The sequence below is a fragment of the Streptomyces sp. Ru62 genome, from assembly GCF_002920615.1.
In the GTDB taxonomy this organism is placed as follows: Bacteria; Actinomycetota; Actinomycetes; order Streptomycetales; family Streptomycetaceae; genus Streptomyces.
In genome coordinates, this window is sequence record NZ_PQSU01000014.1 from 1 (window position 1) to 13,119 (window position 13,119).

Here is a 13,119-nt window from a genome sequence, read left to right on the forward strand (position 1 = left end):
CTGTGACCAGATACAGCGTGCCGATCGTCTTGTGATCGGTGCTGGTGAGCCACTGCACGGCTCTGGTGTCTCGGATCCTCTTCACGCCCCGCCTGTGTCCGCGCCCGGCCCGCGGGTCACACTCGGGGGACGCGAGGAGCATCACGGAAGAAGGGTGTGACGATCCGGGGGGTGCCGGACACGAACCGAGCATGAGCAACGACGAGATCTTCGCCGCTGCCTATCGCGAGCACTACTGGGCGGTCAGCCGTTATGTCGCCAGGCGACTGCAGGGGCGGACCGACGAGGTGGAGGAAGTGGTGGCGGAGGTGTTCACGGTCGCCTGGCGGCGCCGGGCCGACCTGCCGGCCGCGCCGCTGCCCTGGCTGTACGGGGTGGCCCGGAACTGCCTGGCCAACGCGGTACGCGGCTACGGGCGCCGGCGCCGGCTGGTGGACCGGCTGGGCAACGACGAGACCGCGCACGGCCGGCACATCGCGGCAGGCCCCGACGCGGAGGCACCGGGCGCCTGGGTGCACGAGGCCCTGGACCGGCTCTCCCCGGCCGACCAGGAGATCCTGCGCCTCGCCGCCTGGGAGGAACTCGGCGCCGAGGAGATCGCGGTCGCCCTCGGCTGCGGTCGCCGGGCGGCAGCCATGCGCCTGCACCGTGCCCGCCGCCGCCTGCGCACGGAGATCGACCGCCTGTGCCCCGCGGCACCGCCGGCACACACACCGCCGCCCGGGCTGCGGCGCCTGAGCCCCGCGGCACCGTCGCCGGAAGCGCCGCCCGAGCCGCGCCCCGGCGAACCGTCGCCCGAGGTGCCCGCTGGGGGGCCGTCGCTCGGAGCGCTGCCCGAGGTGGCCCCGGGGGGACCGGCGCCCGACGGCGGTGCCCGCCGGGACCGGCGATCCTCCAGCCCCGCGCCCACCACCGGCGCATGCCTGTGCAAGGACCCCCGACATGCCTGACGAACTCGAACTTCTCCGGCGCGCCAACCCCGTACCGGACGACGGGCCGCACTTCGGTGACGGGCCCCTGGACCAGCACGCCGAGTGGCGGCTCGATCGTCTGCTGCGTCAACCCCTCCCGACGCGCCGCGTCCCCCGCGCCCGGTTGCTGTGGGGCCTCGCCGCCACGGGCGTCGTAGTGGTGACCGCGCTCGCCGCGCTGGTCGGCGGGCCGAACACCCAGCCCGCCCTCGCCGCGCCCCGGCCGCTGACCGTGCGCGCCGACTCCACGCCCGTCCCGCTGACACGGCTGGCCGAACTGGCAGCGACCGCCGCCGCCGACGGCTCGCCGCGCCTGCGCAAGGGCACGCACGTGCAGTCGTGGAGCCTGAGCATGACCGACGGCAAACCCCCCGTCACCCTGCCCGAGGAGCGGGTGGTGCGCTGGCGCGCGGACGACAGCCACACCGAGCTGGTCGTGGCGACCGACCCGCGCCGGCCGGGACGCCCGGTCCTCACCGACGAGGGCGGAGACCCCCGCGTGGTGGCCGACGGCCACGTCCTCAGCCGGACCACCTACCCGCCGAGCTGGAGTGACGCCCCGCCCGAGGCACCGCCGCCGCACACCCCGGCCGCCCTGCGCGCCTACCTCACCGAGACCGCCCGTACCGGCTCACTGGGCACCCCACAGCTCCTCGACGCCGTCGGGGAGCTGCTGGACCACTGGACGCTGGGCGCCCGCGAGTCCGCGGCACTCGTCGAGGTCCTCGCGGACGCCAAGGGCCTGCGGGCCGTGGGACAGGTGACCGACCGCCTCGGCCGCCTCGGGCAGGCGTACGTGTACGAGGGCGAGGGCAGCCGGCAGATGCTGATCCTCGACCCACGCACCGGCACCGTCCTCGGCCTGGAGACCACCTTCACCCGGGACGCCCCCGAGTACGGCGTCGAGGCGGGGGACGTCATGGACTACAGCGCCTGGATGCGCTGACCGGCGAGGCATGGCGCTGCCCGGCGACGCCGACCGGCGCTCCGCCGCCTGGGGTTGCTCGGCGACGCCTGGCGGTGCCCCGGCCCGGGTGTGGCGCTGCCCGCCCGGCGCTGGTCGGCGACGTCTGGTGGTGCCGTGAGCGGTGTCGCGCGGACCCGCCTGCCCGGGGTTGTCCGGCGCGGCCGGGCGGTGACCCGGTCCGTGTGGTGCCCGGCTGCCCGGCCGTCCGGGGCTGGTCGGCGATGCGCTGCCAGTGATCCGTGCCGTACGGTGCTGACCCGCCGCCCGCCGCTGCCCGGCGACGCCGGCCGGCGGTCCGCCCGGCCCGGCACTGCCCCACGACGCCCACCGCTGAACCCCTACTGCCCCCTACACCCCCAGCTGCCGGGCGGCGGCCGTCACCGTTTGGTCCAGGAGCGTGGCGATCGTCATCGGGCCGACGCCGCCCGGTACCGGGGTGATCAGCGACGCCCGCTCCACGGCCGAGTCGAAGTCGACGTCGCCGACGTTCCCCGGGTTGTAGCCCGCGTCGATGACGACCGCGCCCGGCTTGATGTCCTGCCCGCGGATCAGTCGCGGCCGGCCGACCGCGGCCACGACGATGTCGGCCTCGCGGACCACGGCCGAGAGCTCGCTGGTGCGCGAGTGGCAGTAGGTCACGGTCGCGTCCCGGGCGAGCAGCAGCATGCCCACCGGCTTGCCGAGGATCGCGCTGCGGCCGACCACCACGGCCCGCTTCCCGGCCGGGTCGATGCCGTACTCGTCGAGCAGCCGCAGGATGCCGCCCGGCGTGGCGGAGACGAAGCCCGGCAGCCCGAAGCTCATCGCGGAGAACGACGCGAAGGTGACACCGTCGACGTCCTTCTCCGGCGCGATCGCCTCGAACGCGGCCCGCTCGTCGATGTGGTCGCCCACCGGGTGCTGGAGCAGAATGCCGTGCACGCCCGGGTCGGCGGACAACTCCCGCAGAGTGGTGACGAGTTCGTCGGTCGTGGTGGTCGCGGGCAGGGCGACGTGCCGGGACTCGATGCCGGCCTTGCGGCTGCGGTTCTGCTTCATCCGGACGTACGTCACGGACGCCGGGTCCTCGCCGACCAGCACGGTCGCCAGACACGGCGCGGTTCCGGTGCGCTCGGTGAGAGCGGCGGCCTTCTTCGCGGTGTCCTCGACGATGCGGCGGGCGGGCGCGGTGCCGTCCATCAGACGGGCCTGGGTCATGCTGCACACTCCTGAGCTGGATCGACTCTCCTCGCCCAGGCGCGCGGCAACCGACGCGGACCGCTCCCCGGTGGTGCTCCACCTCAGCGCCAGTCACGGCCCGCGTACAGCGTAACCGAGGGTGCGTACGACCTGCGGACCCCGCTCGGCCTCCTTCCGCTCCCGCCGTACCCGGCCGGGGCCTACTCGTCCCAGGCCTGGATGATCAGCTGATCGGTGATCTTGCCGTCCCGCAGGGTGACCATCGACTCGGCGAGGACCCGGGTGCCGTCCCCGTACTCGCAGGACTCGCTGTAGGCCGCCTGGTCGCCCTGGACGACGCACCGGTCCAGCCTGTGCGTCATGTCGCGGCTGTAGATGTCGTCCAGCAGTTCGGCGATCTGGCTGCGACCGTGCAGGACCGTGGGATGGCTGGGCTGGTTGTTGCGGTCGACGATGCGGATCTCCGCGTCGTCCGCGTAGAGCGACAGAAGGTTGTTGCCGGTGTTGCCCTCGATGGCCCGGCGCAGTGTGTCGGTGTCGAAGGCGGACCCCGCCGCGGTACCCATGGTGACCTCCTTCAGGTGCCCGTGTGGTCCAGGTGCCCGTGCGGTCCGGCCAGGAGCGGGCCGCACGGGCCCACCTCCGAGACTCCTCCGCCCCGGCGGCCCCGGCAAGCCCGGCCGCGCGCTCCACCTCCCGGGTGAGCGCGGCCCGCCGCCCGTGTCCGCCCGGGGCCCGTCGCCGTTGCTGAAGGCATGATCTCAACACGACGTATCGCCGCCGCCGTCGGTCTGGCCGCCGGGATCGCCGGCCTCGCCGTACCCCAGGCGAACGCGGCCGGCACCGGCGCACCGCTCGTCGGGAAGCTCGGCGCGCTGAGCACGCTGGACTCGCTCGCCGTCGGTGACCTCCCGGCGGAGCAGCGGGGCCGGGTGCCGCGGCCCACAGAGCAGTTGCAGGAGCTGAAGCACCTGAAGGAGCTGAACCGGCTCAACCAGGTGGAGCAGGTCCTCGCGCCCGCCGCGCCGGTGCTCGGTCTGGTCGGCGCCATCCACTGATCCCGCCCCCCGGCACGAGGGCCGTCCCGTCGGGGCGGCCCTCACCGCTGCCCGGGACCGCCGCGTCCGGAAAGATCCACGAACCACCTCGTGGTCCGCCCCGCTACCGATCGGTCGCGCGTAGTGTCGGTGGTGAAGGCAAACGAAGGAAGGAACCAGACCATGGCGCAGGAAGTCCGCGGCGTGATCGCGCCGGGCAAGGACGAGGCCGTACGGGTCGAGACGATCGTGGTGCCGGACCCGGGGCCCGGCGAGGCCGTCGTACGCGTCCAGGCCTGCGGCGTCTGTCATACCGATCTGCACTACAAGCAGGGTGGCATCTCGGACGACTTCCCCTTCCTGCTCGGTCACGAGGCCGCCGGTGTGGTGGAGTCGGTCGGCGAGGGCGTCACCGACGTCGCCCCCGGCGACTTCGTCGTCCTGAACTGGCGTGCGGTGTGCGGGCAGTGCCGCGCCTGTCTGCGCGGCCGGCCCTGGTACTGCTTCAACACCCACAACGCACGGCAGAAGATGACCCTCGCCGCCACCGGCCAGGAGCTGTCCCCGGCCCTGGGGATCGGCGCCTTCGCCGAGAAGACGCTCGTCGCGGCCGGCCAGTGCACCAAGGTCGACCCGGCCGTCTCCCCGGCGGTCGCGGGCCTCCTCGGCTGCGGGGTGATGGCCGGCATCGGCGCGGCGATCAACACCGGGAACGTGGGACGTGGCGACTCGGTCGCCGTCATCGGCTGCGGCGGTGTCGGCGACGCGGCCGTCGCCGGGTCGAACCTGGCCGGCGCGGCGAGGATCATCGCGGTGGACATCGACGACCGCAAGCTGGAGAAGGCCCGCACGCTGGGCGCCACCCACACCGTCAACTCCAAGGAGACCGACCCGGTCGAGGCGATCCGCGAGCTGACCGGCGGCTTCGGCGCCGACGTCGTCATCGAGGCCGTCGGCCGCCCGGAGACCTACCGGCAGGCGTTCTACGCCCGTGACCTCGCCGGAACCGTCGTCCTCGTCGGCGTCCCCACCCCCGAGATGAAGCTCGAACTGCCCCTCCTGGACGTCTTCGGCCGCGGCGGCGCCCTCAAGTCCTCCTGGTACGGCGACTGCCTGCCCAGCCGGGACTTCCCCATGCTGATCGACCTCCACCTGCAAGGCCGCCTGCCGCTCGACGCGTTCGTCACCGAGACGCTCCAACTGGACCAGGTGGAGCAGGCCTTCGAGCGGATGCACCACGGTGACGTGCTGCGTTCGGTGGTGGTGCTGTGATGGCCGTGCGCATCGAACGCCTCGTCACCCCGGGCCAGTTCACCCTCGACGGCGGCACCTGGGACGTGGAGAACAACGTGTGGATCGTCGGCGACGACCACGAGGTGATCGTCATCGACGCCGCCCACGACGCCGAGGCCATCGCCCGCGCCGTCGACGGCCGCCGGCTGACCGCCATCGTGTGCACGCACGCCCACAACGACCACATCAACGCGGCACCGGAACTCGCCGAGCTCACCGGCGCGACGATCTGGCTGCACCCCGACGACCTGGCGCTGTGGAAGCAGACCCACCCGCACCGGGACCCCGACCGGCACCTCCTCGACGGCCAGGTCATCGAGGCCGCCGGCGCCGACCTCACCGTCCTGCACACCCCGGGGCACGCCCCCGGCGCCGTCTGCCTGTACGACCCGGGCCTCGGCACCGTGTTCACGGGCGACACCCTCTTCAAGGGCGGCCCCGGAGCCACCGGCCGCTCCTACTCGCACTTCCCGACCATCATCGACTCCCTCCGCAACCGCCTCCTCACCCTCCCGCCGGAGACCAAGGTCCTCACCGGGCACGGGGACGGCACCACCATCGGCGACGAGGCCCCCCACCTGGAGGAGTGGATCGCCCGCGGCCACTGAGCCGGAGGACACCGAGCCCGGCGGACACCGGGTCGCGCGGCGACACACCGCTGGGGCCCGCGTAAAAGCCGACAGAAGATGTCCGGCTTCCCGGCGACAGTGGACGACGACAGCAGTCGTACCGCAGTCGTACCGCACGGGAGGCCGTACATGTCAGGACCGCTGGAAGGCAAGGTGGCGCTGGTCGCCGGGGCGACCCGGGGCGCCGGACGGGGCATCGCCGTCGAACTCGGCGCGGCCGGCGCCACCGTCTACGTCACCGGCCGCAGCACCCGCGCCCACCGCTCGGAGTACGACCGCCCCGAGACCGTCGAGGACACCGCCGACCTCGTCACCGCGGCCGGCGGACAGGGCATCGCCGTGGCCGCCGACCACCTCGACAAGACCGCCGTACGCGACCTGGTGGACCGCGTCGCGGACGAGCGGGGGCGTCTCGACGTCCTCGTCAACGACATCTGGGGCGGCGAGAACCTCTTCGAGTGGGACACCCCCGTGTGGGAGCACGACCTCGACAACGGCCTCCGACTGCTCCGTCTCGCGGTCGAGACCCACGCCGTCACCAGCCACTACGCCCTGCCGCTGCTGCTGCGACACCCCGGCGGACTGGTCGTGGAGGTCACCGACGGCACCGCCGAGTACAACCGCGACACCTACCGGGTGAACTTCTTCTACGACCTCGCCAAGACCTCCGTCCTGCGCATGGCCTTCGCGCTCGGCCATGAACTCGGCCCGCGCGGTGCCACCGCCGTCGCCCTCACCCCTGGCTGGATGCGCTCGGAGCTCATGCTCGACGCGTACGGCGTCCGCGAGGAGAACTGGCGGGACGCCCTGGCGCGCGAACCCCACTTCGCCATCTCCGAGACCCCCCGTTTCACCGGCCGGGCCGTCGCCGCCCTGGCCGCCGATCCCGACGTGGCCCGGTTCAACGGCCGGTCGCTGTCCAGCGGCGGCCTCGCCCGGGTGTACGGCTTCACCGACCTCGACGGCAGCCGGCCGGACGCCTGGCGGTACCTGGTCGAGGTGCAGGACGCGGGCAAGCCGGCGGACGTCACCGGCTACCGGTGAAACCGGGCGCAGAACCGGTGAAAGCGCGTCCGGGGGGCCGTACCGTCGGCCCATGACTGATCCGACTCGCTTCGCAGGACACGGAGTTCTCGTCACGGGCGGCGCCCGCGGCATCGGTGCGGCCGTCGCCCGGCGCATCGCCGAGGAGGGCGGCCGGGTGCTGGTCACCGACCGGGACCTGCCCGAGGCGGAACGGACCGCCTCCGCCCTGCGCCGACAGGGCCTCGCCGCCGAGGCGTTCGCGTGTGACGTGGCCGACCGCGCCGCCGTCGAGGCGGCCGTCGCCCACGCCGTCACCGCGTTCGGCTCGCTCGACGTGCTGGTCAACAGCGCCGCCCACTGCACCTCGGACGCCCCGCTCTTCGAGGACGACCCCGACGAGGCCTGGGCGCGCGACCTCGACATCACCCTCACGGGCGCCTACCGCTGCTGTCGCGCCGCCCTGCCGCACCTCGCCGCCTCCGGGCGCGGGACGATCGTCAGCGTCGGCTCCGTCAACGGCGTGCAGGACTTCGGCAACCACGGCTACAGCGCCGCCAAGGCCGGCCTCGGCTCGCTCACCCGCACCCTCGCCGGGCACGCGGCACCCCGGGGCGTGCGGGTCAACCTGGTCGTGCCGGGCACGGTCCGCACCTCGGCGTGGGAAGGACGCGACGACGAACTCGACGCCGTCCGCCCCCTCTACCCGCTCGGCCGGGTCGGCGAGCCGGAGGACATCGCCGCCGCCGTCGCCTTCCTCGCCTCGCGCGACGCCGCCTGGATCACCGGGACCTCCCTCCTCGTCGACGGCGGCCTCACGGCCGTCAACACCGGCTTCCGCGCGGCCGTGCGGCACACCTCCTGACCCTCAGTCCGAGGCCGCCGCCAGCACCGCGAGCACCCGGTCCGTGTCCGCCTCGGTGGTCCGCCAGTTGCTGAACGCGGCGCGCAGCCCGGGCACTCTGCCGTACACCGTCGGCGTCACGTACGCCTCCCCGGACGCGGCGACCGCCCGGGCCAGCGCCGTCACCCGCTCCGGCGACGGGTCCGTGGCCAGGGTGAAGCACACGACGTTGAGGCGGACCGGAGCCAGCAGGGTGAGGCCCGGCAGCGCGTCGACGCCCGCGCCGAGCCGGCGGGCCAGCGCCACGTTCCGCTCCACGACCTCCCGGTGCCCGTCCCGCCCGTACGCCACCAGCGAGAACCAGGCCGGCAGGGCCCGCAGTCGGCGCGAGTTCTCCGGGGTCAGATGCAGGAAGTCGGGATCGCCGTCGGGTGGGCCGAGATACGGCGAGGCGTTGTGGAACACCGCCATCTGAAGGTCGCGCCGCCGGGTGAACTGGACGGCCGCGTCATAGGGGACGTTCAGCCACTTGTGCAGGTCCACGCAGACCGAGTCGGCCGCGTCGAGCCCGTCGACCAGCGCCGCGTGTTCCGGGGAGAGCGCGGCGAAGGCGCCGAACGCCGCGTCCACGTGCAGCCAGAAGTCGTAGCGCTCCTTCAGCGCCGCGACGGCCCGCAGATCGTCGAAGTCGACGGTGTTCACGGTGCCCGCGTTCGCGACGACCAGCACCGGCCGGCCGCCGGCCCCGGCCAGCGCCGTCTCCAGCGCGGTCACGTCGACGGCCTCCCGGTTGCCGGGCAGCAGCGGCACCGGCCGCAGCCGGTCCCGGCCGAGGCCCAGCACCGACATCGCCTTCGCGATGCTGGAGTGCGGGCTGCCGGAGAGCACGTCCAGCGGCCCCAGCGCGGCGGTGCCCGCCCGGGAGACGTCCACTCCCAGCCGCTCACCGGCCCACTCCCGGCCGATCGCGAGCCCGACCGCGTTCGACATGGTCGCGCCCGTCACGAACGCACCGCTGTGCGCCTCGCTCAGCCCGAACAGCTCGCGCAGCCACGACACCGTCTCCCGTTCCAGCTCCTGCGCCCAGGAACCGCCGGCGCCGGACAGGTTCTGGTCGAACGCGGAGGTCAGCCAGTCACCGGCGACGGCGGCGGGCGTGGCGCCGCCGGTGACGAAGCCGAGGTAGCGCGGACCGGCGGAACCGGAGAAACCGGGCGCCCACCGCTCGGCGAACCGGGCGAGCGCGCGGTCACCGCCCGCACCCGAGGCGGGGAGCGGCTCCCGCGCGGGTACCGGCCCGGGCGCGGCGACCGGCCGGCCTGCGAGCCCCGCCACCTCCCGGGCGGCGAGATCACGGGCGGCCTGGAGCAGTTCGGGGAGCCGGGCGAGGTCGTCGGCGAGAGCGGGGTGCATGCGGCGCAGCGTAGACGGTCACCGCTCACCGCGAGAGGTGCCGTACGGCCGGAAGTTCACCGTTTCGTCACAGCCTGACCGGAACCACAACCATCTCCGGCCCGGCCGGGTCTAGTAGTCCGACATCGCGGGAATCGCGCTGGAGAGCACCGGGGAGGCCCGGGCGAACGGAACGGGCAAAAGGGGAAGGGGAAGAGGCCGCCATGGGGGTCATAGGCAGAAGAGGTGCGGTCGCGCTGGGCGTCACGGGACTGGTGGCGCCGCTGGCGCTCGCCCTCACCGCAGCGCCGGCCCAGGCCGCGAGCTGCACCACGAGCACAGGGCCGTACCAGAAGCAGGTGGAGAAGTTCCTGGGCCGGCCGGTCGACGGCAAGCAGTCCGCCACCGACTGCAAGGCCATCCAGGCCTTCCAGAACAAGCACGGCATCACGCCGAACATCGGCTACGCCGGTCCCGTCACCTGGGGCGTGATGGACCTGATGAACAAGCAGAAGGCCGTCGGGAACAAGCCCAACAAGGACGGCAAGTGCCCGGTGAACAAGGGCCGCATCGCCTGCGTGAACCTCACGCTCCAGCTCAGCTGGATCCAGGACGGCAACCGGCTCGTCTACGGCCCGGTGCCGGTGCGCACCGGACGCGACGGCTACGAGACCCGCACCGGCCTGAAGAAGATCTACTGGCGGGACATCGACCACGTCTCCACCATCTACAACGTGCCGATGCCCTACAGCCAGTTCTTCGACGGCGGCCAGGCCTTCCACTCGGTGGGCCTGAGCATGTGGAACCCGCCCGGTTCGCACGGCTGCGTCAACATGACCACCACGACCGCCAAGAAGTACTGGTCGCTGCTGAAGAACGGTGACGACGTCTTCGTCTACGGCCGCAAGCCCGGCACCTGAGCCGCCGGGATCCGTCACACCTCCGGCGCGTCCCCGAAGTCGGGGATCTCCAGCCGGACGCCGCCCTGCCGTGCCGATTCGTGCGCGATGACGCCCGGCAGGGTGTATCGGGCGGCCACCCACGCGTTCACCGGTGGCAGCGTCCGCGTGGTGACGGCGGTGACGAAGTCGTCCACCAGGAAGTGGTGGCTGCCCTCGTGCCCGTTGTGCAGGTGGTCGAACTCCCGGGGCAGCCGTGACCGGTCGTGCACCGGCGCCGAGCCCGAGGTGAAGGCCGCGCGCAGCTCCGGCGCGATGTGCGCCAGTGACGGGTCGTCAGGGGCCAGGGTCGGCTTCGGCTCCAGTAGCTCGCTGATGTCCTCGACCCCCTTCTTGTCCTGCCACAGCGCCACCGTCGCCAGCTGTTCCATGCTGGCCTCCGTCCCGAAGAACCGGAACCGGGACTCGCGGATGTGCGAGGGGTAGCCGACCCGCCGGAACTCGTTCGTACGGAACGATCCGCCGCCCGCCACCTCGAACAAGGCGGTCGCGTTGGACACGTCGTTGTCGAACTGGCTGACCGAACGGTCGAAGACGCCGTCGCCGCGCTCGTCGCGCACACCGATCGCGGACACGCTCACCGCATGCGTCCCCCAGGCCCCGAGGACCCCGCCCACCGCGTGCGTCGGGTACAGCAGCGGGGGATAGCTGGCGGTCGCCTTCCAGTTCTCGCCGCCGCTGTACTGGTAGGCCTCGTAGAACCCGAGGTCCATGTCGTGGACGTAGTCGCCCTCGGCGTAGAACAGCCGGCCGAAGGCGCCCGCCGCGATCTGGTTGCGGGCGTGCACGGTCGCCGGGTGGTAGTGACTGGTCTCGCCCATCATGTACGTCAGCCCGGTGGCCCGGACGGCGTCGATGATCGCGGCCATCTCGTCCACGGTGATCGCCATGGGGACGGCCGAGTAGACGTGCTTGCCCGCGGCCAGCCCCTGGAGGACCAGCGGTCCGTGGGTCCAGCGCTGGGTGAAGACCGCGACCGCGTCGACCGCCGGCGACTCCAGCATCGCCTCGTACGACGGGAACGTGCCCGCGAGCCCCTGCGCGGCGACGAGCCGCTCGGCCCGCTCGGGCAGCAGGTCGGTGACATAGACGTCACGGACGCCGGGATGGGCCTGGAAGAGGGTGGCGAACTGTCCGGAGAACTGTCCGGCGCCGACGATGCCGAGCGAGAAAGTCATACGGATTACTTTCGCCACGGAACAATCAAGCCGTCAAGGGCTGGGTGACTTCTTCCTCGCTACCCCTCCAGCCGCCATATGCTGGCCCTATTACTTCTGCACCAGAAGAAAGTAGAAAGGTTGGCTTCCATGACCAGCTGGTGGCCGCTGAGCCCCGCGGAGCGCTCCGTGGCGATCGAGGTGCTCGTGCACGGCCCGCTGTCCCGCACCGAGCTGGCCCGGAGGCTGCGCCTCTCCCAGGGCAGCCTGACCCGGCTGACCAAACCGCTCATCGAGTCCGGGCTGCTGGTGGAGGCCGCCGAGACGGGTGGGGCCGGCGAGGGCCGCCAGGGGCGGCCGTCGCAGCCCCTCGACATCGTCGCCGAGTCCCGCTCCTTCCTCGGATTCAAGATCACCGCCGACCGGGTCTACGGCGTCGTCACCACCCTGCGCAGTGAGGTCACCGGCCGGCTGGACCGGCCGCTGACCACGCACGACCCTGACGCCGTCGCCGCCCTGCTGGCGGAGATGACCACCGAACTGGCCGGACGGCATCCCGACCCGGCGGGTCTGGGCATCGGTGTGGGCGGACGGGTGCGGGAGCGTACGGTGGTGGGCGAATCGGCCTTCCTGGGCTGGCGGGACGTGCCGCTCGGCACGCTCGTCCGGGAGCGCACCGGGCTGCCGGTCGTCGTGGAGAACGACGTCGCGGCCCTGGTGGAGGCCGAGACCTGGTTCGGCGCGGGCCGGGGGCTCGACCGCTTCGCCGTACTGACCATCGGCGCGGGCATCGGCTACGGGCTGGTGCTCGGCGGCCGTCGGGTGCCGTACGAGGAGGAGGACCGCGGCTTCGGCCGGCACTGGATCATCCATCCGTACGGCCCGCTCACCCCCGAGGGCGCCCGGGGCAGCGCCGTGTCGTTGCTCACCATCCCCAGCATCCGCTACCAGGTGCGCGCGGCCACCGGCCGGGACATCGGCTACGAGGAGATCCTCGCCGGTGCCGCCGCCGGCGAGCCCATGGCCTTCCGGGTCGTCGACGAGGCCGCCCGGGCCCTCGGCACCCTCGTCGCGCAGATCGCCAACTTCGCGATGCCGCAGAAGATCCTGCTCGCCGGAGAGGGTGTGGGCCTGATGGATGTGGCGGGGAACACGGTCCGTGACACCATCCGCTCCCACCGCCACCCGCTGGCCGCCCCGGTGGACCTGGAGACGAAGGTGTCCGACTTCCACGACTGGGCGCGCGGCGCGGCCGTGCTGGCCATCCAGGTGCTGGTGCTGGGCCGGACCGGGGAGTGAGCCGGGGTCGAGGAGTGGCAGGGGCAGTGAATTCCCGCTTCCGGTTGACACATTGACGTGATGAGTAACACGGTCCGGAATGTCCGTATCGCGGGTACTTACTCACAGCGCCTTCACCTCGATCGGCATATGCTTCACAGCATGTCCACCACTGTTGAAGCCGTCTCCGAGCGATCGGCCGCGGAGGTCAACGAGGAGATCCGGGCCCTGTGGCGCCGGTCGGGCGGGACACTGACCACCGAGCAGCGTGCGGAGTACCAGCGCCTCGTGATGGAGTGGGCCGCAGCGGCCCCGCAGTCGCACCGGGCGGCCTGACCGACCCCGCGCACACCGCGCCGAACCGTCCGGGGCACCCGTGAACGCACGGGT

The 13,119-nt window shown here is 72.8% G+C and carries 13 protein-coding genes, 1 pseudogene and 1 riboswitch; of the genes and pseudogenes, 10 read left to right on the forward strand and 4 right to left on the reverse strand.

Annotated elements, in window-relative coordinates; translation table 11 throughout:
- Positions 1-191 precede the first annotated feature (191 nt).
- Both C3492_RS19920 and C3492_RS19925 read left to right on the forward strand, forming a co-directional pair.
- A pseudogene (locus C3492_RS19920) lies at positions 192-695 on the forward strand (RNA polymerase sigma factor); the annotation flags it as partial.
- Positions 696-942: 247 nt separating this feature from the next.
- Positions 943-1,917: a CU044_5270 family protein gene (locus tag C3492_RS19925; protein ID WP_103813102.1), complete on the forward strand. Its 975-nt coding sequence runs from the start codon at positions 943-945 to the stop codon at positions 1,915-1,917.
- Between the two features lie 369 nt (positions 1,918-2,286).
- Here C3492_RS19925 and C3492_RS19930 read toward each other — a convergent pair whose 3' ends face one another.
- Both C3492_RS19930 and C3492_RS19935 read right to left on the reverse strand, forming a co-directional pair.
- On the reverse strand, positions 2,287-3,135 hold the full coding sequence (locus tag C3492_RS19930) for a bifunctional 5,10-methylenetetrahydrofolate dehydrogenase/5,10-methenyltetrahydrofolate cyclohydrolase (protein WP_103813103.1): 849 nt from the start codon (positions 3,133-3,135) through the stop codon (positions 2,287-2,289).
- A gap of 26 nt (positions 3,136-3,161) precedes the next feature.
- Positions 3,162-3,242: riboswitch (ZMP/ZTP riboswitch) on the reverse strand.
- Positions 3,243-3,317: 75 nt separating this feature from the next.
- Positions 3,318-3,683, reverse strand: coding sequence for a nuclear transport factor 2 family protein (locus C3492_RS19935; protein ID WP_103813104.1), 366 nt, complete (start codon positions 3,681-3,683; stop codon positions 3,318-3,320).
- A 189-nt stretch (positions 3,684-3,872) separates the two neighbouring features.
- Here C3492_RS19935 and C3492_RS19940 point away from each other — a divergent pair, with 189 nt between their 5' ends.
- The 5 genes from C3492_RS19940 to C3492_RS19960 all read left to right on the forward strand — a co-directional run bounded on the left by C3492_RS19940 (position 3,873) and on the right by C3492_RS19960 (position 7,964).
- Complete coding sequence (locus tag C3492_RS19940) at positions 3,873-4,175, forward strand: hypothetical protein (protein ID WP_103813105.1); 303 nt, start codon at positions 3,873-3,875, stop codon at positions 4,173-4,175.
- Between the two features lie 162 nt (positions 4,176-4,337).
- Complete coding sequence (locus C3492_RS19945; RefSeq protein ID WP_103813106.1) at positions 4,338-5,426, forward strand: S-(hydroxymethyl)mycothiol dehydrogenase; 1,089 nt, start codon at positions 4,338-4,340, stop codon at positions 5,424-5,426.
- Positions 5,426-6,055: an MBL fold metallo-hydrolase gene (locus tag C3492_RS19950; protein ID WP_103813107.1), complete on the forward strand. Its 630-nt coding sequence runs from the start codon at positions 5,426-5,428 to the stop codon at positions 6,053-6,055. Before C3492_RS19945 ends, C3492_RS19950 begins: the two co-directional genes overlap by 1 nt.
- Positions 6,056-6,205: 150 nt before the next feature.
- A complete protein-coding gene (locus C3492_RS19955; protein ID WP_103813108.1) occupies positions 6,206-7,120 on the forward strand; it encodes an SDR family oxidoreductase in 915 nt (304 codons plus the stop codon).
- Between the two features lie 52 nt (positions 7,121-7,172).
- On the forward strand, positions 7,173-7,964 hold the full coding sequence (locus tag C3492_RS19960) for an SDR family NAD(P)-dependent oxidoreductase (protein ID WP_103813109.1): 792 nt from the start codon (positions 7,173-7,175) through the stop codon (positions 7,962-7,964).
- 3 nt (positions 7,965-7,967) lie between these two features.
- On the opposite strand, the gene C3492_RS19965 is transcribed toward C3492_RS19960, so the two are convergent.
- Positions 7,968-9,356, reverse strand: coding sequence for an aminotransferase class I/II-fold pyridoxal phosphate-dependent enzyme (locus tag C3492_RS19965; protein ID WP_103813110.1), 1,389 nt, complete (start codon positions 9,354-9,356; stop codon positions 7,968-7,970).
- 203 nt (positions 9,357-9,559) lie between these two features.
- Here C3492_RS19965 and C3492_RS19970 point away from each other — a divergent pair, with 203 nt between their 5' ends.
- Positions 9,560-10,255 carry a L,D-transpeptidase gene (locus tag C3492_RS19970; protein ID WP_103813111.1) on the forward strand — a complete coding sequence of 232 codons (696 nt, stop codon included), beginning with the start codon at positions 9,560-9,562 and terminating at the stop codon, positions 10,253-10,255.
- Positions 10,256-10,269: 14 nt separating this feature from the next.
- Here the strand turns inward: C3492_RS19970 and C3492_RS19975 are convergent, their stop codons facing one another.
- Positions 10,270-11,472, reverse strand: a complete 1,203-nt coding sequence (locus C3492_RS19975) for a Gfo/Idh/MocA family protein (RefSeq protein WP_103813112.1) — start codon at positions 11,470-11,472, stop codon at positions 10,270-10,272.
- A gap of 129 nt (positions 11,473-11,601) precedes the next feature.
- On the opposite strand from C3492_RS19975, the gene C3492_RS19980 reads away from it, so the two are divergent.
- Together C3492_RS19980 and C3492_RS19985 are read left to right on the forward strand one after the other, a co-directional pair.
- On the forward strand, positions 11,602-12,750 hold the full coding sequence (locus C3492_RS19980; protein ID WP_107500673.1) for an ROK family transcriptional regulator: 1,149 nt from the start codon (positions 11,602-11,604) through the stop codon (positions 12,748-12,750).
- 129 nt (positions 12,751-12,879) lie between these two features.
- Positions 12,880-13,065 (forward strand): hypothetical protein, encoded by a 186-nt coding sequence (locus tag C3492_RS19985; RefSeq protein ID WP_103813113.1) that lies wholly within the window; start codon positions 12,880-12,882, stop codon positions 13,063-13,065.
- The last annotated feature ends 54 nt before the right edge of the window (positions 13,066-13,119 follow it).